The 26,419-nt window shown below is 61.1% G+C and carries 22 protein-coding genes, 1 pseudogene and 1 riboswitch; of the genes and pseudogenes, 11 read left to right on the forward strand and 12 right to left on the reverse strand.

Annotated features, from left to right (window positions below; all coding sequences use genetic code 11):
* Window positions 1-2 precede the first annotated feature (2 nt).
* The 3 genes from GT756_RS10295 to GT756_RS10305 all read left to right on the forward strand — a co-directional run bounded on the left by GT756_RS10295 (window position 3) and on the right by GT756_RS10305 (window position 3,376).
* Window positions 3-743 (forward strand): response regulator, encoded by a 741-nt coding sequence (locus tag GT756_RS10295; protein ID WP_064177789.1) that lies wholly within the window; start codon window positions 3-5, stop codon window positions 741-743.
* Window positions 740-2,083 (forward strand): HAMP domain-containing sensor histidine kinase, encoded by a 1,344-nt coding sequence (locus GT756_RS10300; protein ID WP_064177790.1) that lies wholly within the window; start codon window positions 740-742, stop codon window positions 2,081-2,083. Before GT756_RS10295 ends, GT756_RS10300 begins: the two co-directional genes overlap by 4 nt.
* 102 nt (window positions 2,084-2,185) lie before the next feature.
* Window positions 2,186-3,376 carry a cytochrome c biogenesis protein/redoxin gene (locus GT756_RS10305; RefSeq protein ID WP_064177791.1) on the forward strand — a complete coding sequence of 397 codons (1,191 nt, stop codon included), beginning with the start codon at window positions 2,186-2,188 and terminating at the stop codon, window positions 3,374-3,376.
* 338 nt (window positions 3,377-3,714) lie between these two features.
* Here the strand turns inward: GT756_RS10305 and GT756_RS10310 are convergent, their stop codons facing one another.
* From GT756_RS10310 to tenA, 7 genes are all read right to left on the reverse strand, one after another.
* Entirely contained in the window at window positions 3,715-4,608 is an 894-nt protein-coding gene (locus GT756_RS10310; RefSeq protein WP_049003882.1) for a LysR substrate-binding domain-containing protein, read from the reverse strand.
* A gap of 202 nt (window positions 4,609-4,810) precedes the next feature.
* On the reverse strand, window positions 4,811-6,292 hold the full coding sequence (locus GT756_RS10315; protein ID WP_074194072.1) for an aspartate aminotransferase family protein: 1,482 nt from the start codon (window positions 6,290-6,292) through the stop codon (window positions 4,811-4,813).
* Window positions 6,293-6,301: 9 nt separating this feature from the next.
* Window positions 6,302-7,687, reverse strand: coding sequence for a diaminobutyrate--2-oxoglutarate transaminase (locus GT756_RS10320; RefSeq protein WP_004202575.1), 1,386 nt, complete (start codon window positions 7,685-7,687; stop codon window positions 6,302-6,304).
* A gap of 306 nt (window positions 7,688-7,993) precedes the next feature.
* Window positions 7,994-8,929, reverse strand: a complete 936-nt coding sequence (locus GT756_RS10325; protein WP_160124749.1) for an ABC transporter substrate-binding protein — start codon at window positions 8,927-8,929, stop codon at window positions 7,994-7,996.
* A 24-nt stretch (window positions 8,930-8,953) separates the two neighbouring features.
* Window positions 8,954-9,694: an ABC transporter permease gene (locus GT756_RS10330; RefSeq protein ID WP_160124750.1), complete on the reverse strand. Its 741-nt coding sequence runs from the start codon at window positions 9,692-9,694 to the stop codon at window positions 8,954-8,956.
* On the reverse strand, window positions 9,691-10,419 hold the full coding sequence (locus GT756_RS10335; protein ID WP_004202571.1) for an ABC transporter ATP-binding protein: 729 nt from the start codon (window positions 10,417-10,419) through the stop codon (window positions 9,691-9,693). The genes GT756_RS10330 and GT756_RS10335 overlap by 4 nt, the downstream gene beginning before the upstream one ends.
* On the reverse strand, window positions 10,416-11,111 hold the full coding sequence (gene tenA, locus GT756_RS10340) for a thiaminase II (protein ID WP_023318323.1): 696 nt from the start codon (window positions 11,109-11,111) through the stop codon (window positions 10,416-10,418). The genes GT756_RS10335 and tenA overlap by 4 nt, the downstream gene beginning before the upstream one ends.
* A gap of 68 nt (window positions 11,112-11,179) precedes the next feature.
* A riboswitch (TPP riboswitch) is annotated at window positions 11,180-11,281 on the reverse strand.
* Between the two features lie 220 nt (window positions 11,282-11,501).
* Between tenA and GT756_RS10345 the strand changes: the two genes are divergently transcribed.
* The 3 genes from GT756_RS10345 (at window position 11,502) to GT756_RS10355 (ending at window position 14,758) form a co-directional block, all read left to right on the forward strand.
* Entirely contained in the window at window positions 11,502-12,623 is a 1,122-nt protein-coding gene (locus GT756_RS10345) for a BamA/TamA family outer membrane protein (RefSeq protein WP_094311947.1), read from the forward strand.
* An 18-nt stretch (window positions 12,624-12,641) separates the two neighbouring features.
* Window positions 12,642-13,586: a lipoprotein gene (locus GT756_RS10350; protein WP_004202566.1), complete on the forward strand. Its 945-nt coding sequence runs from the start codon at window positions 12,642-12,644 to the stop codon at window positions 13,584-13,586.
* 65 nt (window positions 13,587-13,651) lie between these two features.
* On the forward strand, window positions 13,652-14,758 hold the full coding sequence (locus GT756_RS10355) for a DUF4056 domain-containing protein (RefSeq protein ID WP_004202562.1): 1,107 nt from the start codon (window positions 13,652-13,654) through the stop codon (window positions 14,756-14,758).
* 36 nt (window positions 14,759-14,794) lie between these two features.
* On the opposite strand, the gene GT756_RS10360 is transcribed toward GT756_RS10355, so the two are convergent.
* The 3 genes from GT756_RS10360 to GT756_RS10370 form a co-directional block, all read right to left on the reverse strand.
* Window positions 14,795-15,967: a Gfo/Idh/MocA family protein gene (locus GT756_RS10360; protein ID WP_004202560.1), complete on the reverse strand. Its 1,173-nt coding sequence runs from the start codon at window positions 15,965-15,967 to the stop codon at window positions 14,795-14,797.
* Window positions 15,968-15,980: 13 nt separating this feature from the next.
* A complete protein-coding gene (locus GT756_RS10365; RefSeq protein WP_049003889.1) occupies window positions 15,981-16,904 on the reverse strand; it encodes a TIM barrel protein in 924 nt (307 codons plus the stop codon).
* Between the two features lie 190 nt (window positions 16,905-17,094).
* Window positions 17,095-18,135, reverse strand: coding sequence for a LacI family DNA-binding transcriptional regulator (locus GT756_RS10370; RefSeq protein ID WP_065904461.1), 1,041 nt, complete (start codon window positions 18,133-18,135; stop codon window positions 17,095-17,097).
* A 397-nt stretch (window positions 18,136-18,532) separates the two neighbouring features.
* On the opposite strand from GT756_RS10370, the gene GT756_RS10375 reads away from it, so the two are divergent.
* Together GT756_RS10375 and GT756_RS10380 are read left to right on the forward strand one after the other, a co-directional pair.
* On the forward strand, window positions 18,533-19,783 hold the full coding sequence (locus tag GT756_RS10375) for a sensor domain-containing diguanylate cyclase (protein ID WP_004202549.1): 1,251 nt from the start codon (window positions 18,533-18,535) through the stop codon (window positions 19,781-19,783).
* A gap of 121 nt (window positions 19,784-19,904) precedes the next feature.
* Window positions 19,905-20,846 (forward strand): hypothetical protein, encoded by a 942-nt coding sequence (locus GT756_RS10380; protein WP_065904303.1) that lies wholly within the window; start codon window positions 19,905-19,907, stop codon window positions 20,844-20,846.
* A gap of 63 nt (window positions 20,847-20,909) precedes the next feature.
* Here the strand turns inward: GT756_RS10380 and guaD are convergent, their stop codons facing one another.
* The gene (guaD, locus tag GT756_RS10385) at window positions 20,910-22,220 is read right to left on the reverse strand and encodes a guanine deaminase (protein ID WP_136073448.1); all 1,311 of its coding nucleotides are present in this window, start codon (window positions 22,218-22,220) and stop codon (window positions 20,910-20,912) included.
* A gap of 101 nt (window positions 22,221-22,321) precedes the next feature.
* Entirely contained in the window at window positions 22,322-23,818 is a 1,497-nt protein-coding gene (locus GT756_RS10390) for an NCS1 family nucleobase:cation symporter-1 (RefSeq protein WP_043519602.1), read from the reverse strand.
* 144 nt (window positions 23,819-23,962) lie between these two features.
* Here GT756_RS10390 and GT756_RS10395 point away from each other — a divergent pair, with 144 nt between their 5' ends.
* The 3 genes and pseudogenes from GT756_RS10395 (at window position 23,963) to puuE (ending at window position 26,367) form a co-directional block, all read left to right on the forward strand.
* Entirely contained in the window at window positions 23,963-24,679 is a 717-nt protein-coding gene (locus tag GT756_RS10395) for a GntR family transcriptional regulator (protein ID WP_002905523.1), read from the forward strand.
* Window positions 24,679-25,550: pseudogene (gene hpxA / locus GT756_RS10400) on the forward strand (allantoin racemase). Before GT756_RS10395 ends, hpxA begins: the two are co-directional and overlap by 1 nt.
* A complete protein-coding gene (gene puuE / locus GT756_RS10405) occupies window positions 25,468-26,367 on the forward strand; it encodes an allantoinase PuuE (RefSeq protein WP_227659798.1) in 900 nt (299 codons plus the stop codon). Before hpxA ends, puuE begins: the two are co-directional and overlap by 83 nt.
* The last annotated feature ends 52 nt before the right edge of the window (window positions 26,368-26,419 follow it).

Here is a 26,419-nt window from a genome sequence, read left to right on the forward strand (position 1 = left end):
CTTTGGAGCGTGTTGACCACATCCTGGTCGTCGATGACGACCGCGACATCCGGGAACTGATTGTCGACTATCTGGAAAAATCGGGATATCGCGCCAGCGGCGCGGCGAACGGCAAAGCCATGTGGTCGGTGCTCAAAAATCATCAAATTGACCTGATTGTGCTGGATATCATGATGCCGGGCGAGGATGGCTTAACGCTCTGCCGCCAGCTGCGCGCTAACCCGCAGCAGGATATTCCGGTGCTGATGCTCACCGCCCGCACCGACGACAGCGACCGGATCCTCGGCCTGGAAATGGGGGCTGACGATTATCTGATTAAACCCTTTGTGGCCCGCGAACTGCTGGCGCGCATCAAGGCCATTTTACGCCGCACCCGGGCGCTGCCGCCCAACCTGCAGATCACCGAGGCGGGCAGGCTGATCGCCTTTGGCGACTGGCTGCTCGATACCGCCGCCCGCCATCTGCTGGACGACAGCGGGGCGATTGTCGCCCTCAGCGGGGCGGAGTATCGACTGCTGCGGGTGTTTCTCGACCATCCCCAGCGGGTGCTGAACCGCGATCAGCTGCTCAATCTGACCCAGGGACGCGACGCCGAACTGTTCGAACGGTCAATCGACCTGCTGGTGAGCCGACTGCGTCAGCGCCTGCGGGAGGATGCCCGGGAGCCGGCCTATATTAAGACGGTGCGTAGCGAAGGCTATGTGCTGTCGGTCCCGGTCTCCATCCGCGAGAGGAATGAATGAGGTTCTGGCCCGTCTCGCTGCAGTCGAGGCTGATGGCGCTGCTGTTTCTGGCGCTGCTGCTGGCGAACACCTTAACCCTGTCGCTGCTGTTTTATGAGCGAATGAGCAGCGCCCGCAGTGTGATGCTGGGCAATCTGGCGTCTGATGTCGCCACCAGCGTGGCGATCCTCGACCGTCTGCCGCCCGCTGAACGCCCGCAATGGCTGCCGAAGCTGGCGCGCGGCAACTACCGCTATCAGCTGGACGCCGGCGAACGCGGCGACTACCCGGACAGCTGGCGCGCCCGGGACGCGGCGCGCTCCCTGCAGGAGGCGCTGAGCGCGCAATATCCGGTGAGTATTGTGGCGATCCCCGGTCCGCGTCAGCATATCCAGGCCCATATTACCCTCCACGATGGCGCCCCCTTGACCCTCGACCTGTGGCCAAAGCTACCGCCCATCGCCCGCTGGCTACCGGTGGTGCTGATCGCTCAGTTTGTCCTCCTGCTGGCCTGCGCCTGGTACGCGGTTCGCCAGGTACTGCTGCCCATCACCCGTTTTACCCATGCGGTGAATGCGCTTGAGCCGGCCAGCGACACGGCGGGAACCATGGCCGAGCAGGGGCCGGAGGAGGTGCGCCGTGCCGCCCGCGCGTTTAATGCGATGCAGACCCGCATCCACGATCATCTGCAGGAGCGGGCGCGGATCCTCGCCGCCATCTCCCACGATCTGCAAACGCCGATCACCCGGATGAAGCTGCGGGTGGAGATGGCCGACCAGCCGGAACTGCGCGACAAACTGCTGCAGGATCTCGACAATATGACCCGCCTGGTGCGCGAAGGTATCGCCTTCGCCCGCACCTCGCAGCCGCTGGCGGAGGCGCGCCAGCGGCTGAACCTTGACGCCTTTCTCGACAGTATCGCCTGCGATTATGCCGACGTTGGCCGGCCGGTGCGGTTTTGCCCCGAGGAGAGCGCCGGGGTGGTGTGGATCCCACCGCAGGCCCTGCGCCGGGTGATGACTAACCTTATCGATAACGGGCTGAAATTCGGCGCCACGGTAACGGTAACCCTGACCCGCGACGCCGCCGGGGATATCACTATCCATGTGCTGGATGAGGGGCCGGGGATCCCTGAGGCGTCGCTGCAGGCGGTGCTGCAGCCCTTTTTTCGCCTGGAGGACTCGCGCAATCGCGATACCGGCGGCACCGGTCTGGGACTGGCGATCGCCGCGCAGCTTGTCAGGCAGATGAACGGCACGCTGCGCCTGTCCAACCGCCCGCAGGGCGGCCTGGACGCCAGCGTGCGTCTCGCCGCGCAGGGATTGTATCCTGCTGTATCTCCGGCGCAGTTGGAAAACTAAGCCGACAATTCTCCCGCTTTCCTGACACATCCGCCCTACATCTCCTTGCTGTAATGTCGTGGCTGCCACTCCCGGCAGCGACGACACAATGAGGAGAAGGCGATGTCGATATTAATTGCGTTTTTCGGCGGGATGTTAACCCTGCTGAGCCCCTGTACGCTGCCGGTGATCCCGCTGCTGTTCGCCAGCGTCCGGGGCCGCCGGGGGCAGCTGGCGATCATGCTGGCGGGAATGGCGCTGATGTTCGGCGTTGTCTCGTGGCTGGTGACGGTCGCCAGCGGCTGGGTGGTCAATCTGACTCTGGTTGGGCGCAGCCTGGCGCTGGCGTTCTTCGCCCTTGTCGGGCTGAGTCTGCTTTCGCAGCGCATCGCACAGCGGCTGACCTCACCGCTGGTGGTGCTGGGGAATCAGCTTAACGACGCCAGCTCACGCCAGCGCGGCTGGATCGGTTCGTTGCTGGCCGGGCTGGCGGTGGGGCTGCTGTGGGCGCCGTGCGCCGGGCCGGTACTGGGGGCGATACTGAGCCTGGGCTTTGTGCATCCGGGCCAGGCGACCACCGGCGGGTTGCTGCTGGCCTACGGCAGCGGCGGGGCGGTGATGTTATTCCTGCTCGGGTGGTGCGGCGCGGCGTTGATTGCCCGTCTGCGTCGCGGGCTGGCGTTCGGCGAACGGCTGCGCCGGCTGGCGGGGGTGGCGATGCTGGCCTCGGTGGCGCTGATCGCCAGCGGCGGCGACCGCTATTTGCAAAGCGCGGGAGGGTGGAGTCAGGCGCTGGAGCAGCGGCTGGCCGCCCGTCTGCCGCAGCCGACGCAGAAAACGGTTCTGCAACCGATCGCTATGCCCAAGCCCAGCAGCGCCATGCCTTCGCTGGTGGGGGGCAGCGCATGGCTCAATAGCCCGGCGTTAACCCCGGAGCGTCTGAAGGGCAAAGTGGTGCTGGTGGATTTCTGGACCCGGGGGTGCATCAACTGCCAGCATACCCTGCCTTACGTGCGCGACTGGGCGAACAAATACCGCGCGGCCGGGCTGGTGGTGATTGGCGTCCATACCCCTGAATATCCCTGGGAGCGTTCGCTGCCGCTGCTTCGCCAGGCGGTGAAGGAGTGGCGGATAACCTACCCGGTGGTGGCGGATAATGAGTACAGCATCTGGAACGCCTTTGGCAATCAATACTGGCCGGCGCATTACATTTTTGACGCTCGCGGGCAGCTTCGCTATACCGCCTTCGGCGAAGGGGATTATGCCCGCCAGGAGCAGGTGATCCAGCAGCTGTTGCAGGAGAGCAAAGCCTGACCCGCGGCGCAGGCCTCTGGCGGATGGATCCCTCCAGGCCTTATACCTGATGCCGGGCGGCGCTGCGCTTGCCCGGCCTACGGGGTTACGGAGCCGCGTATAGGCCCGGTAAGGCGCAGCCGCCACCGGGCACTGAAGCGGGAACGGCGCCAGATGCCCCTTGCCGGGCGGCGCTGCGCTTGCCCGGCCTACGGGGTTACGGAGCCGCGTGTAGGCCCGGTAAGGCGCAGCTGCCACCGGGCACTGAAACGGGAACGGCGCAGAATACCCCTTGCCGGTGACTGCCGAACGGTTCCTTCTCCCTTCGGGAGAGGGTTAGGGGAGTTATCGTGACACTGTCACCTTTCAACCCACCCCTGCAGGGCCTCGGTCATCAGTTCGCCGAGCAGCGCGACCGCGGCGGAATGGGGTTCCTGACGCGGGGTTTGTTGCAGACTGACGGCCAGACTGCCAGGGGATGGCAGCAGTCCGCCGGCGGGGCGCAGATTGCCGGGCATGCCGATGCGGGTGCGAACCGTCAGCCCCAGGCCGGCCTGCACCGCCGCCCAGATGCCGCTCAGGCTGTGGCTGACGAACACCACCTGCCAGGGGATCCCAGCGGCATCGAGACAGGCAATGGCGCGGGAACGCATCAGGCACGGGCTGTCGAACATCACCAGCGGCAGCGGCTCGCCGGACGCCAGCAGCGCGCGAACGTCAAAGTCAGGATGCGCAATCCACGCCAGCGGACAGCGGCCCAGCCCCGGACCCTGATCTTCGGTTTGCCACAGCAGCGCCAGATCCAGCGTCTCCTCCGCCAGCGCCTGGCGCAGCGGGCCATTGCGATCCACCCTCGCGACTATCCGCACCTGCGGATGGTGGCGGGTAAACTGCCCAAGGATCCCCGGCATCAGCGATTCGCCAAAATCTTCCTGCATGCCAAGGTGAATTTCGCCGGTGAGCCGCTCGCCCTGCAGCGCGCGCAGGGTTTCATCATTGAGCGCCAGCAGCCGTCTGGCGTAGCTCATTAACTTTTCGCCTTCCGCGGTCAGCGCCAGGTGCCGCCCCTGCTTTACCACCAGCGCGGCGCCGCACTGGCCCTCCAGCTTTTTAAGCTGGGCGCTGACGGCGGAGGTGGAGCGCGCCAGACGCTGCGCCGCCAGGGCGAAGCTGCCGCACTCCATGCCGGTCACAAAGCTGCGCAGGGCGTCGAGATCGAGGCCGGGTAAGCGTTTCTCCATTATCATCCTTATTACCGGGACGTTAGATTCTGGCGATTGCCATTATCGGGACCATACTGTGGCATCGCGGCGGGCAGGCGTCAACGAACCTACGGCGAGAAGCGCGTCAGTAGCGCAGGCAGGCATAAAAAAAGCCGATAAGAGAACTTATCGGCTTAGTACTGGCTGGGCTGGCCGCTGAGCGGGGCGACAGGCGCCGCCTCGCTCAGGCAGATTATTGCGCCAGCAGCTCCTGTGCGGTGCGTTCCACCAGGTTAAGCAGAACCTTCACATCATCCAGCGTCACCACCGGGTTCAGCAGGGTCAGCTTCAGGCAGGTAACGCCGTTGTGCTCGGTCACGCCGACGTTAGCGCGGCCGGAAGCCAGCAGGGCGTCGCCGACGCGCTGGTTGAGCAGGGCGATTGCCGCCGCGTCGCTCTGCGCCATCTGCGCCGGACGGGAACGGAACAGCACGCTCGCCAGCTGCGGCTGCATCACCAGCTCCAGCGTCGGCTGAGACTTCACGTACTCCGCGACGTTTTTCGCCATGGTGACGCCGTGATCGATGATCGCCGCATACTGCTTCTGGCCCAGCGCTTCGAGGCCCATCCACAGCTTCAGCGCATCGAAGCGGCGGGTGGTCTGCAGCGATTTGGACACCAGGTTCGGCACGCCGTGTTCTTCATCGAACTCGGAGTTGAGATAGGCCGCCTGATAACGCATCAGCTCGTAATGGCGGGCATCCTTCAGCAGGAACGCGCCGCAGCTGATGGTCTGGAAGAACTGCTTGTGGAAGTCCAGGGTAACGGAATCCACCAGCTCCAGACCGTCAAGATAGTCGCGATACTGCTCAGACAGCAGCAGCGCGCCGCCCCATGCTGCGTCAACGTGCAGCCAGATCTGATGCTCCGCGGCGATACCGGCGATGTCGCGCAGCGGGTCGATAGCCCCCGCGTCGGTGGTCCCGGCGGTGGCGACGATCGCCATGATCTGCTCGCCGTTAGCCTGCGCTTGCGCAATCTTCGCCTGCAGATCGGCCACGTCCATCCGCGCGAATTCGTCGGTTTTCACCAGCGTGACCGAGCGGTAGCCGAGCCCCATCAGCGCCATGTTCTTCTGCACCGAGAAGTGGGCGTTTTCGGAGCACAGTACTTTGTACTTGCGGATATCCCCCGGCAGCCCATCCTGCTGGATGGAGTGTCCCTGACGGGCGAAGAAGGCGTCGCGCGCCAACATCAGCCCCATCAAGTTGCTCTGGGTGCCGCCGCTGGTGAAGACGCCGGCGTCGCCTGCCGGATAGCCGACCCGGGCGCGCAGCCACTCGATCAGCTTCATCTCAATGATGGTCGCCGACGGGCTCTGGTCCCAGGAGTCCATGCTCTGGTTGGTGGCGTTGATCAACACTTCCGCCGCCTGGCTAATCACCAGGCTCGGGCAGTGCAGGTGCGCCACGCACTGCGGGTGATGCACCGACAGACTGTCTTTCAGGAAATACTCGATTGCACGGTCAATCGCCGCCTGGTTACCCAAACCCTGTTCGTTAAACTCAAGGGAGATACGCTCACGCAGTTCGTCAACGCTTTTCCCCTGATACATCTCAGGTTGCTTCAGCCACTGCACAACGGCCTGACTGGTCTGCTCGATAACCTGCTGATAGGCCTCAACGCTCTGCGCCGAACCAGCAAGAATCGGATTCAATGTGGACATGGTGGTCACTTACTCCACTCAGACCGGTTTTACGCCGGCGGCCAGCAGGGCCTGTTCGAATTTGTCGAGGAACACATCCAGTTCCGCGTTGCTGATCAGCAGGGACGGCAGCAGACGCAGCACGCAGCCGTGACGGCCACCGCGCTCCAGAATCAGGCCCGCTTCAAAGCATTTCTTCTGCAGTAGGGCGGAGAGTTCGCCGTCAGCCGGGTAGCAACCCATGTGATCCTGCGCTTCGTTCGGCTTGACGATTTCGATACCGATCATCAGACCGAGACCGCGAACGTGGCCGATTACCGGGTAGCGCTTCTGCAGCTCCGCCAGTTTGCCTTTCAGCCACTCGCCCTGGGCGGCGACTTTGTCGGCAATCTTGTTGTCGCGCAGATGACGCAGGGTGGTCAGGCCGGTAGCCATCGCCAGCTGGTTGCCGCGGAAGGTGCCGGTGTGGTGACCCGGTTCCCAGGCGTCGAACTGCTTTTTAATGCCCAGCACCGCCAGCGGCAGACCGCCGCCAACCGCTTTCGACATCACGATGATGTCCGGCTGAATACCGGCGTGTTCGAAGGCGAAGAATTTACCGGTACGGGCAAAGCCAGCCTGCACTTCATCGACGATCAGCAGAATGCCGTGCTCTTCGGTCACTTTGCGGATGCGCTGCAGCCACTCGACCGGCGCCGGGTTCACGCCGCCTTCGCCCTGAACGGCTTCGAGGATAACCGCCGCCGGTTTACGGACGCCGCTCTCCACGTCGTTGATCAGGTTTTCGAAGTAGTAGGTCAGGGCTTTGACGCCGGCTTCGCCGCCGATGCCCAGCGGGCAACGATACAGGTGCGGGTAAGGCATGAACTGGACTTCCGGCATCATGCCGTTGACCGCCGCTTTCGGCGACAGGTTGCCAGTGACGGACAGCGCGCCATGGGTCATCCCGTGATAGCCGCCGGAGAAGCTGATCACCGCGGAACGGCCGGTGTATTTTTTCGCCAGCTTCAGCGCCGCTTCCACGGCGTCAGCCCCGGAAGGACCGGTGAACTGCAGGCAATACTCTTTCCCTTCGCCCGGCAGGCAAGAGAGCAGGTATTCGGAGAAACGATCTTTTAACGGGGTAGTCAGATCGAGAGTATGTAACGGCAAGCCGCTGGTAATGACACTTTGGATGCTCTGCAATACATCAGGGTGGTTGTGGCCCAGAGCGAGAGTACCGGCGCCGGCGAGGCAGTCCAGGTACTGTTTGTTATCCGCATCCGTCAGCCACACGCCTTCAGCTTTAGTGATAGCCAGCGGTAACTTACGCGGGTAACTCCTGACATTCGATTCAAATTCGGCCTGACGGGCCAAAAAGGTTTCGTTGTTTGCGTCTAATAAATCAGCACGTAAAGTATCAATACGGACTTTATCCGTCATCATATCACTCCCACAACCAGCATTGCGGTTGAACGCTGGTTGAATAATTGGTGTAAGGAATTGAATTGGCATTCATAAAGCGCGCACAATATATGGCTTTTTAAATCCGCATTCAACGTTTTATTGATTGCGTTATTTTGACGCTATTCTTACCGGGGTAAAAATTAACATAACCTGCTGAATTATAATAAAACAACCCAAGGTAACGATAACCCTTTAAAGTGTAATTATTAGTGAGAAAGTCTCTATATTTTTATTGCCGCTGCGTTAAAGCGCTGACGGAAAGCCTTCCGTCAGCGATAGCAAGAGTCAATGCAGCTCAACCGCATAATTTGTTAAAGGTGTAACTTTTTTCACCAACTTATTGTTATATAAAAACTGTTCGTAAGTGTCATAGCGCGCTTTATCCAGCGCCGCCGGATCGGTGGCGAACAGCGGCACGGTTTGCAGCCACGCCTGATGGTTAAGCTCGGTCTTCAGCTCCGGGTGGGCGGCGGCGAACGCCTCCCAGCTCTCCTGCGGATGGGCGCGCAGGTAGCTGACCCCGGCCTGCAGGGCGGTGAGGAATTTACGGATTTTCGCCTCATGAATCGCGTCGCGGTGGGCGACAATCACCAGCTCGTCATAGGCCGGCACGCCGTAATCTTCGACGTTCATCACTACCGGCGTTTTGCCCTGCAGCTTCAGCTCCTGCGCTTCTATATTACGGTAGCCGCCGATGACCGCGTCCACCTGGCCTGCCAGCAGAGCGCTGGTCAGCTGAAAATTGACGTTGACCAGCTTGATACTGGCCGGATCGATCCCCGAATGCTGCGCCATGGTCGCCAGGGTGGCCTGCTCAATGCCGCTGACCGAGTAACCCACCTTCCTGCCTTGCAGATCCGCCGGGGTTTTGATCTGCTTATCGAGGGCGATCACCGTATTCAGCGGCGAGTTGATCAGGGTGCCCACGCGCACCAGCGGTAATCCTTCGTCAGCGAAGAAGTGCACCTGCGGCTGATATGTGATGGCCAGGTCTGCCTGATGGGCGGCCACCATACGGGGCGGCAGCGCCGGATCCGACGGAGGGACAATCTTGACGTCCAGACCCTGGGCCTTAAAGGCGCCGATCTGCTCGGCCACCATAATCGGCGCATGGTCGGGGTTAATATACCAGTCCAGCACCAGGGTGAGCGGTTCATTGGCCAGCGCGTGACCGCTGAGCAGCGCCGTCAGGGTTGCCCCGACGAAAAGCGACGTTTTCATCTGTTTTCCTTTATTACTTCATGATTATTCCGGCGACCAGTCGATCAGCCGGTGCAGCAGGGTGTCTACCGCCAGCCACAGGAAGAGGGTCAGCAGCACTAAAATAAACAGCGCGGCGAAGCAGATATCGGTTTGCAGCCGCGCGTTGGCATTGAGCATGACGTAGCCCAGTCCCTCGGCGGAGCCGACCCATTCGCCGATAATGGCGCCGATGGGGGCCACCGCCGCCGCCATGCGCAGGCCCGAGCCCAGCGCCGGCAGGGCGGCCATCAGGCGGACATGCCGTAGCTGAGCGCCAAAGGAGGCGTTCATGCTGCGCGCCAGATCGAGATAGTCGTGGTTGACCCGTCGCAAGCCGTCAAAGAAGGCGGAAGTGACGGGAAAGAAAATCACCAGCACCGCCATCGCCACTTTGGCGCTCATGCCAAACCCCAGCCACAGCACCAGCAGCGGGGCGAGGGCAAAGACCGGGATCGCCTGGCTGGTGAGCACCAGCGGCATCAGCCAGCGCTGCAGGCGCGGGGAGAGGATCATGCCCAGCGCCAGCGTGACGCCGAGCGCCACCCCCAGCGCCAGGCCGCTGAGGATCTCGCTGAAGGTAATCAGCGTGTGCCAGCCGAGATAGGCGCGGTTGACCCACAGCGCCTCGGCGACCGCCGCCGGGGAAGGTAAAAGAAAGTGCGGAATGCCGCTGCGGCTGGCCAGCCCCCAGAGAAGCATCAGTCCGCAGAACACCATGCCGCCGCGCCAGAGACGTCCGCTCATGAGTGGGCCCTCATCAACTGCTGCAGCAGCGCCGCCTGGGCGTTCAACAGCTCGGGCGCGTCCGGCGCGCGCGGTGGCGCGCCGGTGAGGTGATGGCTGTCGTCGATCTCCCCGTCGGTGGCCGAGAGGACCAGCAGACGGTGGCTCAGCCGGCAGGCTTCCAGCGGATCGTGGGTGATCAGCACCACCGTCCGCCCCGCCAGCAGAGTGGCCGCGAGGGTCTGAATGCGCGTGCGGGTGAGGGTGTCCAGCGCCGAGAAAGGCTCATCCATGAGCACGATGGGCCGGTCCTCATACAGGGTGCGGGCCAGCGCGGCGCGCTGACGCATCCCGCCGGAGAGCGTCGCCGGCCGGGCGTCGGCGCACGAGGCGAGCTCCACCTGTTCCAGCAGGGTGGCGACCCGGGCGTGATCCACTTTCTCACCGCGCAGCCGCGCGCCGAGGGCGACGTTCTCCCGAACGCTCAGCCAGGGATAAAGCAGATCTTTCTGCCCCATCCACGCCAGGCGGCCGGGTATCGGCTTGCCGTCGCTGGCGACCACTTCCCCGCAGGTGGCGGGGGCCAGGCCGGCCATGACCCGCAGCAGGCTGGTTTTTCCGGCCCCGCTGGCGCCGAGCAGCGACACCCACTGGCCGCCGGGGACCGTCAGCGACAGATTGTCGAACAGGCGGCGGTCGCCGAAATGGAGGCTCAGATTGCGGACCTCGATACCTGGCGCCGTCACGCCCGGGACTCCACCGCGGCGTTGAGCCCCATCTGCCAGAACTGCGCCTCAAGGCGGGTGGCGGTGGTGAAGATGTCGCTCAGTTCAGTGATTCGGGACTCGCTTCCACGCTGTTGCCACACGGTCTCCAGCAGCGCCAGCGCGGCGCTGACGCCCTGCAGATAGCCTTCATCGCCGTAGTTGCGGATCCATGAGGCGTAAGGATTGTCGTCCAGTCGGGTGGTGGGGTGATGCAGCAGGCCCAGACCGATTTCGGCGTAACCCGCTACACAGGGCATTAGAGCGACCAGCAGATCCAGCGCGTCGCCTGAATGGCCGATATCCAGCACGTAGCGGGTATAGTTGATGGTTTCCGGCGCTTCGGGCTGGGCGGCCATCTCCGGTTCGCTAATGCCCCACTGGGCACAGTAGCCGACGTGCAGCGGCACTTCGTTAAGAATGGCGTTCATGGAGGCGGCCGCGGCCCGCATCTCTGGCAGCGTGCGCAGTTTACTCACCAGCAGCGCGTAGCTGCGGGCGAAATGGATCAGAAACAGATAATCCTGGGTCAGATAGCGACGAAATGCGCTTTCAGCAAGGGTACCTTCGGCGAGCTGCCGGACGAAAGGGTGCGCCACATAGTGCTGCCAGTCAGCGGCGGCCAGCTGGCGTAAACGGCCATAAAGACCTTGGCTAAACGCGGGAACAATCACAGGACCTCCAGTTGTGCAGGGGAGATCCGGGCGTGCAGGGGTGTGAACAGGCAATGGCGGTAATGCTGGCAAAATTGCCGACCCGTCCCTTCGCTGGCATGACCCAGATCAGGTTCAAAGGGTTCGGCTTGCGCCATCTCAGCCCTCACGGGACACCCCTCGGTAGCGCTATGTTATACGACATTCACCTTATGAATACAATCATCGCGCCGTCCGGCGGAGCGAAGGCGGCTTTCTGTGACGGCCAGCTCTTTTTTGTCCAAAAATACCCAAAAAACAGGCCACTGCGCGTTGGTGAGGGTTCTCCGGTTACGTTATATTTTCCTTATTCCGTTGTAATAATCCTGTTCGCCACGCGTGTCGTGCGCGCCCCAACGCCCTGGAGTGAGCATGAAATTCCCGCTGTCCACGCTGGCGCTTCTGTTCCTGTTGTGCCCGCCTGGCGATGCCGCCGATCTCTTCGATGCGGAAGATGGCATGCTCGACATGAGTCAGTATCTGGCGGAAAACCGTTACGGTTTTCTGCCGGTGCCGCTGGCGATAACCGAGCCGGCCATCGGCTATGGTGGCGGACTGTTTGGCCTGTTTTTACACGGCAAAGGTAGCCGGGAGGGCGGGCAGTTTATTCCTCCGCCGCTCACCGCTTTTGGCGGGGCCGCCACGCAGAATGGCACCTGGTTTATTGGCGGCGGTCATCGTCACACCTGGCAGCATGATCGCATTCGTTACCTGGCGGGCGCCGGCTACGCTAACGTCAATCTGGATATCTATTCCGGCGACACCGGCGACTTCAGCCATGCTAAACCGGTGCAGACGCAGACCAAAGGCGTCGCCGCGCTGCAAAAGCTGCTGTTTCGCCTGGGTGACACGCCGGTGTTCCTCGGGGCCTCCCAGGTGTATGCCCGGGCGGATGTCTCTACCGATAATCCACGGCTCAACCGGGTGTGGCAGCAGGTGCTCGGGCAAAACAGCACCTCTTCGGCGCTGGGGGTGGTGGCGGAATATGACACTACCGATAATATTTTCTATCCTCAGAGTGGGTTAGCGCTGAAGGGTGAATATCGGTTTTTCCGTTCGCTGCTCGGGGGCGATTATCACTACAACACTTTTTCGCTGGACGGAAAGGTGTTTATTCCGCTCAGCCAGACGCTGACCCTGGCGGTCGCGGGCAATTATCAGTCCTTAACCCACCATGATAAGCATCTGATGCCGATGGCGCGTCCTTATATCGCGTTGCGCGGGATTTCGCGCTACCGCTATCAGGGCGACTACGTGGCCACGGCGCAAACCCAGCTGGCCTGGGCGGTTACTCCGCGCTGGATCCTGCAGGGATTCGTTGGCGCCGGGAGCGCCGCTGACGCGGCGGATACGCTATGGGAAGAGTCAGAGGTGGCATGGGGGGCCGGTTTTCGATACCTGATCGCGCGACAGTACGGTTTACGTACCGGGATTGACATGGCGTTCAGCGAGCATGAACAGGCGGTCTATTTCAATGTCGGTTCGGGTTTATAACTACACATGAGAACAAAAATGAGATCATCCGGCGCGGTGTTAACGCTGCTGTTAGCGGCCTGGGGCACGTCGGCTGCGGAGCCGGACGAGAGCGACAGCTATTTTCCGATCTGGGGCGAGGAGGCTCGCGCCAGGGGATATTCCATTCCGTTACCTTACGGCGTCAACCTGAGCTATATGAATATCCGACAGGATATCATGGTCGACAGTATTACCTTTTCCGGGCTTAAGCTCGGCAACCATCCCATTCCCAGCGATATGTTCGCCATCGATGCCGGGCACACCCGCGAGAAGAGCAAAACCGAAAACCTGCGCCTTGATATGTGGGTCTTTCCGTTCCTCAACGTATACGGACTGGTGGGGCATACCCGCGGGTCGTCCGTCTCCCAGGTCTCAGTGGATTCAGATCCGTCGCAGTTTCGCGGTCTGGACCGGGTCATCGCCGGCGCGGTTCATCAGCTTTATCAAAGCGGAAAGCTGCAGAATATTGATTTTACGCTTGATTTTAAAGGCACCACCTGGGGGACCGGCTTTACGCTCGCCGGCGGCTACGGCAACTGGTTTGGGTTGGTGGATACTAACTACACCCGCACCGACTTCGATATCCTCGACGGCAGCATTTCGGCGGTCACCGTCTCGCCGCGCGTCGGCTACCGCTTCAGTTTTCAGGGGATCGACGGGCCGTCCCATCTCAGCCTGTGGGTCGGCAGCATGTATCAGGACGTGCAGCAGGAGTTTAAGGGCGATCTCGCCGACCTGCACATGCCGCCAGAGCTGCAGCCCCTAATTGCCGCGGTCAATAAAGACGGCGAGGGCAAATTCGACGTTAAGCAAAAGCTGACCTCGCCGTGGAATATGCTGATTGGCGCCCAGTATGAAGTCACCAAAAACTTTAACGTGCTGACTGAATTCGGTTTTAACGACCGCAATAGCTTCTTTGTCTCCGGTGAATACCGCTTTTAACTAAACCTGCAGGCGCCGTCTGCCGGTAAGATGCGCGTTCTTTTGTTGCTGTGGAGAGGCTGTTGATGCGTAAAGCCTTATGGCTGTTATTCGCGCTGGCGCTGCCGGCGCTGGCGCAGGACCCGGTATTGCCCGCGGTGACGGCGATCCATCCGGTTCCCACCCTGGGCGAGCTGTCGCCGCCGGAATCGCTGCGGCCATGCTGCGCCTTTGGTTACGACCTGCACGTGCGGGCGGTGGGCATCCCCATCCCGGTGTACCAGATTGGTAACGTGCTGACTCTGGATTCTCTGGGCAAGCACCATTACAACGACAGCGCGCTCGGGGCGGTGAAAAATCTGCTGGGACTGAGCGAGGAGCAAAACGGGCTTATTTATACCCGTCGCGGCGGGTTTATCGATATTGCCCATGTGCGCGACACGGCGGATTACACCTTTTATCTGTTCAATCGCATTTCGCCGACGCTGGGCCAGGCGGGGCGCATATTCTACAGCGAAGAGCTGGGGGTGCGCCGCGTTCAGCTGAATGCCTTTACGCCGCCGCCGGGCGTCAGGCAGCGCTATCAGCTGGCGGCCTGGCTCGCCGGGCATCTGGCCTTCGAAATCGCCCAGTGGCATGAGATCGCCCAGTGGTATGGCTTCCAGTCGGTGCCGGGGTTTTCTGAGGAGATCTCCGCGTTTTCGCCGGAAGATCTCTATTCCAATTTACTGGGCGCCAGGCTGGCGATTAACGTCATCCTTAGCGGCCATGGCGGGTCAGTGGAAGCGTATAACCAGGCCATGGAGGCGGCGCTGAAAAAGGCGCTGACCCGGCTGATGGTGGCCACGCGAGGGGAGACGGAAGCGATGTTCCAGCGGATAGATGGCGACTGGTGGAACAGTCGCCGACGGGTGCCGGATAAATTTCTGGTGCTGAAGCGTAATTACGACCTGCAGGAAAACCGGCTGCCGACGCCGGTCCCTTTCGAAACCATGCCGCCATATCGCCTGACCATGCCCTCGCAGGTGGCGGGGTTCCGCTTGCGCGACCTCGGCGAGCTGCAGATCTACCCGGGGCACGATATGCAGGCTCTACCGGCGCCCGAGCAATACTATGGCGCCGCAGCGTTTCAGGGGCTGGCCGATCGCGCCCGCGAGGCCGATAAAACCCAGCTGGCGCGCATTGAAAAGTAACGTGGAAGGCTCAGGGCGAGGCCCTGAGCCGGCGAGTTAGCGGAAGTCGACCCAGCAGGCGCCGTTGTCGGCCGAGCGCACGCAGTTTTCCACCCAGCGGACGCCGAACGCCCCGGCGCGGGCGTCCGGATACCAGAAGTCGGCCAGCAGCGCTTCGTCGCGCCGGTCCGCGGCGTCCATAGCGATGGCGAAGCGGCGATAGAGATTCGACCAGGCCTCGAACAGCCCCTCCGGGTGACCACCGCCGATGCGATCATCCTGACGCGCCAGCGGATCAAGATAGTCCATGCCTCGCTCCAGAATGCGCGCTGGCTCGCCCTGCACCTCGTAACGCAGCTGGTTGGGCTGTTCATCCCACCATTCGAGACTGGCCTTTTCCCCCACGATGCGCACCTTTTGCCCGTGCATGGAGCCGCAGTTAACGGCGGAGCTCCACAGCGAGCCGATGGCACCGTTGTCATACTCCATCAGCACCTGCGCGTTATCCTCCAGCGGCGCGCGGCTTTTGACGAAGCTTTGTCTGGCGCACATCAGCCGGGCGATCTTCAGCTGCGGGGCCATGGTTTCGACCAGAAACAGCGGGTGGGTGGCTAAATCCCCCAGCACATAGCTGGGGCCGACGAAGCGGGGATCGACCCGCCAGCGGGTACTGGCGTTTTCCTGCTCCACCGGCTGGGCGTGGAAACCATGAGCAAACTGCATATTGACGATACGGATGTCGCCCAGCAGTCCGTCGGCGATCATCTGCCGGGCCTGGAGGATAAGCTGATGACCGGCATAGCCGTAGGTCACGCCGATGATTTTGTGCTGCCGCTGGCTGAGGGCCACCAGGTCGTCCGCCTCTTCGCTGCTGAAGCACAGCGGCTTTTCGCACACCACGTGCAGCCCGGCCTCCAGCGCCGCCCGGCAGATGGCATAATGGGTGTTATTCGGCGTGGCAATCGACACGGCCTGAATACCGTCCGGGCGGGCAGCCTCGCCGCGAAACAGACTCTGGTAGTCGGCGTAACAGCGATCGGGATCCACCCCCAGCTGTTGGCCGAACTGGCGCCCGCGTTCGGCATCAATATCAAAGGCGCCTGCCAGCAGCGCAAAGGTGTTATCGCGCAGGGCGGCAGAGCGGTGAATATAGCCGATCTGGCTGCTGCCGCCGCCGCCGACCATGCCCCAGCGCAGGGTGCGATCGAGAGGTCTTAAACCGTTAATCATGGGGTGTCTCCTGTCAGAATCCAACGTCGCGCAGATAGCGCAGGCTCTCCGTGACCGCCTGCAGGCTGCCTGCGGCATGGCGCGGATCACGCTCTTGTTCAATGGTTATCCAGCCCTGATAGCCGCGGCGGGCAAGGAAATCGTTAATGGCCGGGTAGTCAATGGCGCCGCTGCCGAGCGGGCACATCACCCCTTCGGCGCAGGCGGTGAAAAAGTCGATGCCTTCGGCGATGGCGCGCTGGTAAACCTGCGGATCCACATCCTTGAAGTGCAGGTAGTCGAGCCGCGCGTAATAGCGATCCAGCCAGGTGAGCGGATCCATTCCGGCGTAGTAGAGATGCCCGGTATCCAGACACAACCCCGCCACGTCGTGCGGGATATCGTTGGCCAGCCGCTCGATTTCATCGGCAAATTCGATGCAGCCCCCGGCGTGGGGATGAATAACCGCCCGCACACCGTACTCCCGCCAGGCGAGGGTGCTGAGGGCGGTAATGTGCGCCATCATCCGCTGCCAGTCCTGGTCATTGAGGCGCGGAGCCAGCGCGCTGCGTCCGGCAAATCGCGCCCGCTCGGGGTTGCCGAAGTCGATAATCACCAGATAGGGCGGCTGGAAAGGGTGCCCCGGGATAGGTTCGGCGGCCGGAACCTGAGACAGATTGCGGCATATTTGATGGGTCAGCGCCTCCAGAGTGGGGTAATGGGCCTCGCTCACCAGATCGTCAAAGATCGTCCCGGCGACCAGCGACAGCTGATGCTGGTCCAGCGCCGCGCGCAGGCTGGACGGGTCGGTGGGCAGGTAGCCCCACGGGCCGAGCTCGATGCTGCGATACCCGGCCTGCGCCGCCTCCTTCAGCACGGTAGCCCAGGCGGGAAGGTCAGGGTTTTTCGGGTCATCCACACCCCAGCTGCAGGGGGCGTTGGCGATAGGATGTGTCATGTCGGCTTCCTTTTTTCACAGGGGATGCCGCAGAGTATTGAATGAAAATTTCATAGCCAACAATATTGGAATGATGATTTTATGATGGCCATCATGATTTATATTGAGGTTGTTTTTGATAGTTATTTATCAAAATGAGGCGAGGCGTGGTTCAGGCGTGAGGCAGCCCCGTTGGCGACGGGGCGAGCGTTTACATATTTTCTTTGGTGATGATATCGAAAGGCTGAGGATGCGAAATCACGTCGCTGGGCGGCCGCGAAACGGCTTCCGTCATGGCGCGCAGGGTGGCGGCGGCCAGGTCATCCAGCCGGTGGTTGAGAATGACATCGATGGTGCCGTCGATCAGCGCCAGTTCACTGCCGCTTAGCGGGCCATGGCAGACCAGGGTGACGGCCTGCTGGCGGCCGCTGTCGCGCAGCGCCCCGACAATCCCTTCGACGCCGCCGCAGGGAGCATAGATCGCCTGCAGGGCCGGGTACTGGCTGAGCAGCTTTTCCGTTACGCTTCTGGCGACATCCGCCCGTTCGTGGCTGCGAACCGGCTCGAGGATCTGCTGCCCTTTACCCTGCTCACGCAGGCAGGAGCGGAAGCTGATCTCACAGCTTTCCTGACAGGTAAAACGATTATCGCCAATGATAATGGCTATTTCGCCTTCGCCACGGCATAAGCGGTCGATAAACCAGGCGGCGGTGCGCCCGGCTTTTTGGTTATCGAGGCCGATATAGCCGCTGCGCTGGGGAACCGACAGATCTGAAAGTAGAGTGAATACGCGAACGCCGCGGGCGGCGGCACGGCCCACCGCATGGCGAATCAGCGGGTGATCCAGCGCCACCAGGCCGAGCACCTCCACCTCATCGCTGAGCCGGTGAATGGCCTGGGCCATTGCTTCCACCGCATCAATGGCAAAATGCAGGATCGCCGGTGTCTCGCCTGCCGGTAGCCACGGCGCGGCCTCTCTTGCCAGCGCCCTTGCCAGCGGCAGGTAGAAGGAGTGGGTCTCCTGCAGCAGAATAAAGCCCATTCTGACGGTAACCGGCGCTTTGCCGGCGGCCAGGCGATAGTGCGGCTGTTCGAGCGTAAACCCCAGCCGCCGGGCGGCCTCCAGCACGCGGTACGCGGTCGATTCCTTCACCGCCGTGCGCTTGTTGAGTACCCGGTCGACGGTGGCCACGCCGACGTTAGCTTCACGCGCAATGTCGGAAAGCGTGATTTTGCTGGTGGATTTTTTCACTGTGATGACCATTAAAAATGAGCGTTATGATAGAAACTATCACGGTAACCCTGCGCAGAACAGCGACAATCTGCGTGCCACAGGACAAGCCTGCGCTCCTGCCGCGTAAAGTGTGACGGGTATACACAGTCTGTGATCAAAAGCGACTACCTGTTCTGGCATTGCTGCTATGCTATTGAAATAAAATTAATAATAAAGGCAGTGTCGTCTTTGTCGGTTAAACCGTGCGCAAAGTCGCTCCGGATGGGCGTCGCTGGGCCTGTAACCGACTATACTTGCCGCGCACGCGCGTAATGACGTTTACTCGATGACTTTTTGCTATCACTTTGTGCCAGCGTCAGGGCTGCACTGAATAATGTGCCGTTCCGCGCCGGGAGTGGGTCGGTTTGGGGCCTGTATGTTATTAAAAGAGCTGGCTGTTTTTGATGTATTAAGCACGCCGATCTGGGTAGTCCATCCTTTTACAGAGTGTGTGGTCTATGCCAATCAGGCTTCCCGGACGCTGAGCGGCGATATGTCGCTGAATGAGATGCGCAACGGTATCTATTCCACCTGCCCGGAAACGCAGCTGCAGCATTATCTGCGCTATCTCGACGCGATGACTGAGATATTTGAAGTCTGGACGCTGCAGACCGCCAAAGGGTTGCAGTCGGTATATTGTAAAACTACCCTGGTCGAGACCGAGGACTGCGGCCCCTTACTGTTATTTGAAGCGGTGAAGCTGCTCGCGCAAAATCAGTCGATTCATACCGGCTCCCGCCGCTACCAGCGGCGTAACAATGGTTTTTTTGCCCGTTTTTTTATGACCAATACCGCGCCAATGCTGTTGATCGATCCTCAGAAAGAGGGCCTGATTGTCGATGCCAATATTGCCGCACTGCGCTTTTATCATTATTCCGATGAGGAAATGCGCAATAAACATACCTGGCAAATTAATACCCTGGGCCGGGATGTGATCCCTATTATGAATAACATTGCCAATATGCCCGGCGGGCATAAGCCGCTTAATTTTACTCATATTCTGGCTGACGGCTCGCTGCGCCATGTTCAAACCTATGCCGGGCCGGTGGTGCTATATAATATTCGGCTGATGTTATGCATCATTCACGATATCACCGAAGAAGTGCTTCTGAAAAAAGAGCTGGAATTTTCCGCCGCCCACGATCCCTTAACCGGACTACTCAATCGCCGCGAATTTTACCGGCTCGTCGATGCGCCGTCGTTTATCGGCCATGGCTTTTGTCTGCTGTTAATCGATATCGATCATTTCAAAAGTATTAATGATATTCACGGTCATCAAAAAGGCGATGAAGTCCTGTTGGTGATCTCCCGCATTCTGGAAACCTCGGTGGACCGCGAAGATAAGATATATCGCTGGGGAGGCGAGGAGTTTCTGCTCTTTTTGCCTCATTCGCCGATCGCCCGCGCGCTGATGGTGGCGGAGGCGATCCGTCAGGCGATCAGCGAGTATCAGACGCTGTCGGTCACCGTCAGCATTGGCGTTGCCGAGCATCATGATGGCGAAGCGATTGATCAGCTGTTTTACCGCGTCGATAAAGCGCTGTATGCGGCGAAAAATGACGGGCGCAACCGGGTAACGCGCTTGCCGTCGGAAAACGTAGCGGCCCATTCCGGGCGGTCAGAATAGAGGTGGCGCTATTTATCGCCGTCTGATGCGCAGGCAGACTCGCCGGCTATACTCAGGAGAGTCCTGCCTGCTGATTCGGGCGGTAATCTTGTTTGCCTGCGGCTGAGGTGGCATGCGACTCATGGTGCGTTTTCTCGTTGTCCTGTCGGTAGTTTCTCTTTCTGCGCCGGCGACGCTGGCGGCGAACGGTCACGCCATCAAGCAGCGTGCCGATGCTGTTCTGACCCTGATGAGCTATACCGTGGTCCCCGACGTGACCGCCAGCGATCTCAATATTGGCTCCGGGAGCAACGACAAACACAACCTGGCCATTACCCAGTTTGGCGGCGGGGCGACCCTGAGCGAGTCGTTTCCTCTCTATCTCGAAGGAACGATGGGCTACAGCCGTTACGACCCGCGTTTTGTGGTCAGCAATGGCGAACAGACGCGGAATGTGCCCACCAAGTGGAACAGCCTGACCACCACCGGCGGCGTCGGCTGGGATTTTTCGCTGCACCGGGATCGCTTTGGCGGCAACCTGGTGCTGCGGCCGATCGTCAATGTGATGCTCGGCACCCTGGCCAGCGATGCGCGCCTCGGCAGCTGGGTAATTGAACGAAAAACCAACGCCGAACTGCAGTTCCTCGACGGCGGTCGGTTCAATGCATGGGGGCTCGGCGGAGCGCTGATGCTGGATTATGAACGCTTCTCCGCCACCCAGGATATTGATGCCGAGCTGCGTTACTCCTATATGCATCTGCAAAGTTTCGGCAGCAGCGCTGAGGTGGTGCAGGGGGAGGCCAGCGCGGAGAATCTCGGTCTGTATCTGCGCCGCCGCGCGCCGATCGCTGACTGGACGCTGCTGGGCAACCCGCTGCGCTACGTGCTGGAAGGGGCGCATACTGCATATCTGGGCGAACAGCGAGGGGCGCTGGGCTTCTCCGGTTTAACGTCGCTGGGGATTGGACTCGAGCTGGACAGCAGTAAATACCCGGTCTTTATCACCCGCACCCGGCTGGTGGCGCGCTATATGTTCGGCAATAACACCACAGGCTATGGCGTTGGACTGGCGATGAGTTTTTGAAGGCCACTAACCCAGCAGCCGCCGGCCAGCGCCTTCTTCCTCCGGGAGAGGCCAGGGTGAGGGTTAATCCTGACACCACACCCGCTCGCCGTTAACCCACGTCTCGCTGATATTGCGCTCATCGCCCAGGGTCATCAGTACGAACAGCTGCTCATAAATATCATGGCAGCGGCCCATCCGCAGACGCTGCAGCGGAGTGACCGCCGGGTCAATCACCACAAAGTCGGCCTCTTTGCCCGGCTGAAAATTGCCAATCTTCTCTTCCAGCCGCAGGGCGCGCGCGCCGCCGAGGGTGGCGTGATAGAAGGCCTCGCTGGCGCGCAGGCGATAGCTCTGCAGTTGTCCTACCTTGTAGGCCTCGCCCAGCGTCCGCAGCATGCTGAAGGTGGTCCCGGCCCCGACGTCGCTGCCGATACCCATCCGCACCTGGTGCTGCCAGCAGGCGGGCAGGCGAAACAACCCGCTGCCGAGAAACAGATTCGAGGTCGGACAGAAGGCGACTGCGGAACCGGTGTCATGCAGGCACTGCCACTCGGCATCATCAAGATGGATCCCGTGAGCAAATACGCTGCGTTCGCCGGTGAGCTGATAGTGATGATAGACATCCAGATAGCGCGCATGCTCCGGCCACAGCTGCTTAACCCAGGCGATCTCCTCGCGGTTTTCACTGAGATGCGTCTGCAGCCAGGTATCGGGAAACTCGGCCCGCAGACGCTGCACCGCCTCCAGCAACGCCGGCGTCGAGGTGGGAGCAAAGCGCGGGGTAATGGCATACCCCAGCCTGCCACGCTGATGCCAGCGGCGGATCAGCCCCCGGGTCTGCTCGTAGCTCTCCTCGGCGGTTTCGCACAGGTAGTCGGGCACATGGCGATCCATCATCACTTTCCCGGCGATCAGGCGCATATTGAGGCGCAGCGCTTCGCTGAATAACGCCTCCACCGAGGCCGGATGCAGGGTACAAAACACCAGCGCGGTGGTGGTGCCATGGCTTATCAATTGATTTACAAAAAACTGCGCTATCTCCTGGGCATACTCCGCATCGGCAAACTGGCTCTCCACCGGGAAGGTGTAAGTGGTAAGCCACTCCAGCAGCTGTTCGCCAAAGGCGCCGATCATCTCGGTCTGCGGATAGTGGACGTGGGCATCGACGAACCCCGGCAACAGCAGTTTACCCCGCAGGTCAACATAGCCCTTCAGCGGATGCAGAAAGGCTTCACCCTCCTGCCATGGCAGCAGCGCGACAATTTTTCCGTCCTGCAAGAACAACAGGCCATCATCGAGATAGCGGGCCTGGGCGGCCACCTCATCCGGGGTCTCCGCCACGCCGGCGATATCAAAAAATGCACCGCGCACCGCGGTCTGGTAATCCATCATCGAACCTGCCTTCTCTTAACGCTCTGGGAATAGTGATAAACAGCAAGATTGGTGCCAGTTTGCAGCCTGCCGTGGCCAGACGCCGCGGCAGAAGGGGAAGGTTACTCTTTTTGCGCCACCGCGCCGGAGCGGAAGGCGGCTTTCGCCTGCACTTCGCGCTCGTCGCGAGCCAGCCAGCGGTAGGTGGTCGCGCCGAGGAAGACGCCGATAAACCAGCTGAAGTTCGCCACTTCATGCAGGGCCGGAATAAAGCTGATAATCAGTCCCAGGCCCACCGACGGCAGCAGGGCGGCAATGGCTTTCGGGTTAAAGCCGTTGCGGTACCAGTATTTACCCTTCGGCGTATCGTCAAACAGGTCGTCCACCGACACCCGGCCGCGTTTGATCAGATAGAAGTCGGCGATCAGGATGCCAAACAGCGGGCCAATAAAGGCACCCAGCACGTCGAGGGTATAGTGGATCAGCTCCGGTGAGTTAAACAGGTTCCACGGCGTCAGGAGTATCGAGCCCACCGCAGCGATCATCCCGCCGGCGCGGAAGCTGATTTTCTGCGGCGCGCAGTTGGAAAAATCGAAGGCTGGCGAGACGAAGTTAGCCACGATATTGATGCCGATAGTGGCGGTGATCATGGTCAGCAGGCCGATGGCCACCGCCAGATCGTTCCCAACGCGGCTGACGGTTTCAATCGGGTCGGTGATCATTTTGCCGAACAGCGACTGGGTGCCGGAGACAATCACCACGGTGACCACCGAGAACAGCAGGAAGTTAAACGGCAGTCCCCAGCGGTTGCCGCGGCGGATCTCGCCCATGCTTTTGCCGTAGCGGGAAAAGTCGCCGAAGTTAAGCAGCGGCCCGGAGAAGTAGGAGACGACCAGGGCCGTGGCGGTGATCATCTGCCAGGTCTGCTCTCCGGCGCTCAGGGATTTACTGGCGAGGGTAAAGGAGATCCCATCCAGACCGGTCTTGTATACAATCCAGCCTGCCAGGGCCAGCATCACCACATAGACCGCCGGACCGGCGATGTCGATAAAACGCTTGATGGCGTTCATGCCGTGCCAGAAAACCATCGCCTGCAGCAGCCACATGGTGGCGAAGCAGAGCCAGCCGAGCGTCGACAGCCCGAGGAAACTGCTGCCGGTCAGCGAGGCAAGGGAGGGCCAGAACTTGAGCAGGACCAGCATCAGGGCGTTTGCCGCCAGATAGGTCTGAATACCGTACCAGGCGAAGGCGATCAGCCCGCGGATCACCGCCGGGATATTGGCGCCGAAGACACCGAACGCCTGGCGACAGATCACCGCGTAAGGCACCCCGGCCATCTGGCTGGGCTTCGCCACCAGGTTAGCGCACAGCTGCACAATACAGATGCCCACCAGCAGGCAGAGCAGAACCTGCCAGCTGGCCAGCCCAAGCGTAAAGAAGCTTGCCGCCACCACGTAGCCGCCCATGCTGTGCACGTCCGACATCCAGAATGAAAAGATATTGTACCAGCTCCAGTTCTGGTCGCGGGTGGGCGCCAGATCGTCATTACATAGCCGCGGACTGTAGCCGGCGGCCGCCTCGTGAGTCTTCGTCTGCTGCGTGTGGGATGAATGTGGCATGAAACCTGCTCCTCTGAATGAAAACCCTTTGATATGGATTGCTGAGGCTATTGCAGGATCCAGGCCAGAATGATGAATCTTGTATACAAAAAATAAATTTTATGTATACGATCTGCTATCGATAAGTGAAACCGGAGTGGGTTAATGAATAATGAACATCGTCTCCAGGCCGCGCCAGCGCTGCAGGATAAGGACGAAAGCATTTACCAGGCGCTGATGACGGCTATCGTCGAACATCAGCTGCCGCCGGGCAGCAAACTGCCGGAAGAGGCGCTGGCGGAAGTATTCGCCGTGAGCCGCACCGGCATCAGAAAGGTGCTGCAACGACTCGCCGCTGTGCAACTGGTCACATTAACGCCCAAACGTGGTGCACACGTCACCAGCCCGAGCGTGGAAGAGTCCCAGGCGATCTTTCGCACCCGGGCGCTGCTTGAGGTCGCGAATCTGCCCGATGTGATCGCGCGCTGTCAGCCGCCGCATCTGGCGGCGCTGGAGAACATTATTCAGCGTGAGCAGCAGGCCCATGAGGCGCACGACGGCCCGGCGGCCATCCGCCACTCCGCTGACTTTCACATTCAGCTGCAGGCTATCTCCGGCAACCCGGTGCTCACTGAGATGGTGACCCGCCTCAGCCAGCGCTCCTCGTTAGTGATTGCCGCCTGGGGCGCACCCTGGCGCCAGGGCTGTCGCTGCGACGATCACCAGCAGCTGGTCGGTTTGCTGCGGGATAAAGCCCTGCAGCCGCTCAGCGAGGCGCTGATGCACCATTTTGATCATATTGTCGCCAGCCTGTGCTTCGAGCGCGATGGCGTCAGCCTGCCCGATTTTTCCCGGCTGTTCGCCGGTCACAAGGAGTCGTGATGTCTTCTGTTTGTATACAAGTGATCAACCCCAACACCAGCCTGGCGATGACCGAAACGATAGGCGCCGCCGCGCGCGCGGTCGCCGCGCCGGGTACCGAGATCCTTGCGGTCTGTCCCCGCGCCGGCGTGCCGTCAATTGAGGGCCATTTTGACGAAGCCATCGCAGCGGTCGGTGTGCTGGAGCAGATCAAGGCCGGACGCGAGCAGGGGGTGGATGGACATGTGATCGCCTGCTTCGGCGACCCGGGGCTGCTGGCAGCGCGCGAACTGGCCCAGGGGCCGGTGATCGGCATTGCGGAAGCGGCGATGCATATGGCGACGATGGTCGCCACCCGTTTCTCCATTGTGACCACGCTGCCGCGCACGCTGATCATCGCCCGTCATTTACTGCACCAGTACGGATTTCATCAACACTGCGCGGCGCTGCACGCCATTGATTTGCCGGTACTGGCGCTGGAAGACGGCAGTGGCCTGGCGCAGGAGAAAGTGCGCGAGCGCTGCATTCGCGCGCTGAAAGAGGATGGCAGCGGGGCGATAGTCCTTGGCTGCGGCGGGATGGCGACCCTGGCGCAGGAGCTGACCCGCGAGCTGCGGGTGCCGGTGATCGATGGCGTCAGCGCGGCGGTGAAGATGGTGGAGTCGCTGGTCGCGCTGGGCCTGGCGACCAGCAAGCACGGGGACTTAGCGTTCCCGGAGAAAAAGGCGTTAAGCGGGCAATTTCAGTCGTTAAATCCATTTTAAAAGGGGCAGAAGATGGTTGAGAACCAGGAACACTATCCTCGCGATCTGCGAGGTTATGCAGGGCAGCCGCCGCACGCGCGCTGGCCGGGCGGGGCGCGGATCGCGGTGCAGTTCGTCCTCAACTATGAGGAAGGCGCGGAGAATCACGTCCTGCATGGCGATGCGGGTTCGGAACAGTTCCTGTCCGATATCATCGGCGCCGCCAGCTATCCGGCGCGTCATATGTCGATGGACTCGCTCTATGAGTACGGCAGTCGGGCCGGGTTCTGGCGCATCCATCGCGAATTCAGCCAGCGAGGGCTGCCGCTGACGGTTTTCGGCGTGGCGATGGCGCTAGCGCGTCATCCGGAGATTGTGGCGGCGATCAAGGCGGCGGATTACGATGTGGTCAGCCACGGCTGGCGCTGGATCCACTATCAGCACATGGATATCGCCGAGGAGCGAGAGCATCTGCACAAAGCGGTGCAGGTGCTGACCGACCTGTTCGGCAAGCCGCCCACCGGCTGGTATACCGGCCGCGACAGTCCCAACACCCGCCAACTGGTGGTGGAGCACGGCGGCTTTGACTATGACAGTGATTATTACGGTGATGATTTACCCTTCTGGAGCGAAGTGGTCTGCAGCGACGGCAGCCGCCGACCGCACCTGATCGTGCCTTATACCCTCGACGCCAACGACATGCGCTTTGCCACCGCCCAGGGGTTCAACACCGCGGAGCAGTTTTATACCTATCTGAAAGACAGCTTTGACGTACTGTACGCCGAGGGAGAAACCGCGCCGAAGATGATGTCCGTGGGGATGCACTGCCGGCTGCTTGGGCGTCCGGGGCGTTTCCGCGCGCTGCAGCGATTCCTCGACTATATCCAGCAGCACGACAAGGTGTGGGTCTGCACCCGGCAGCAGATCGCCGACCACTGGCGCGAGGTTCATCCGTATCGCGGGTAGCCTGCTGCCCCTTTTCCTTGCCCTCTCCCCGGGGAGAGGGCATCACCCGATC

This window comes from Klebsiella sp. Q2 (assembly GCF_009900705.1).
GTDB classification, from domain to species: domain Bacteria; phylum Pseudomonadota; class Gammaproteobacteria; order Enterobacterales; family Enterobacteriaceae; genus Klebsiella; species Klebsiella quasipneumoniae.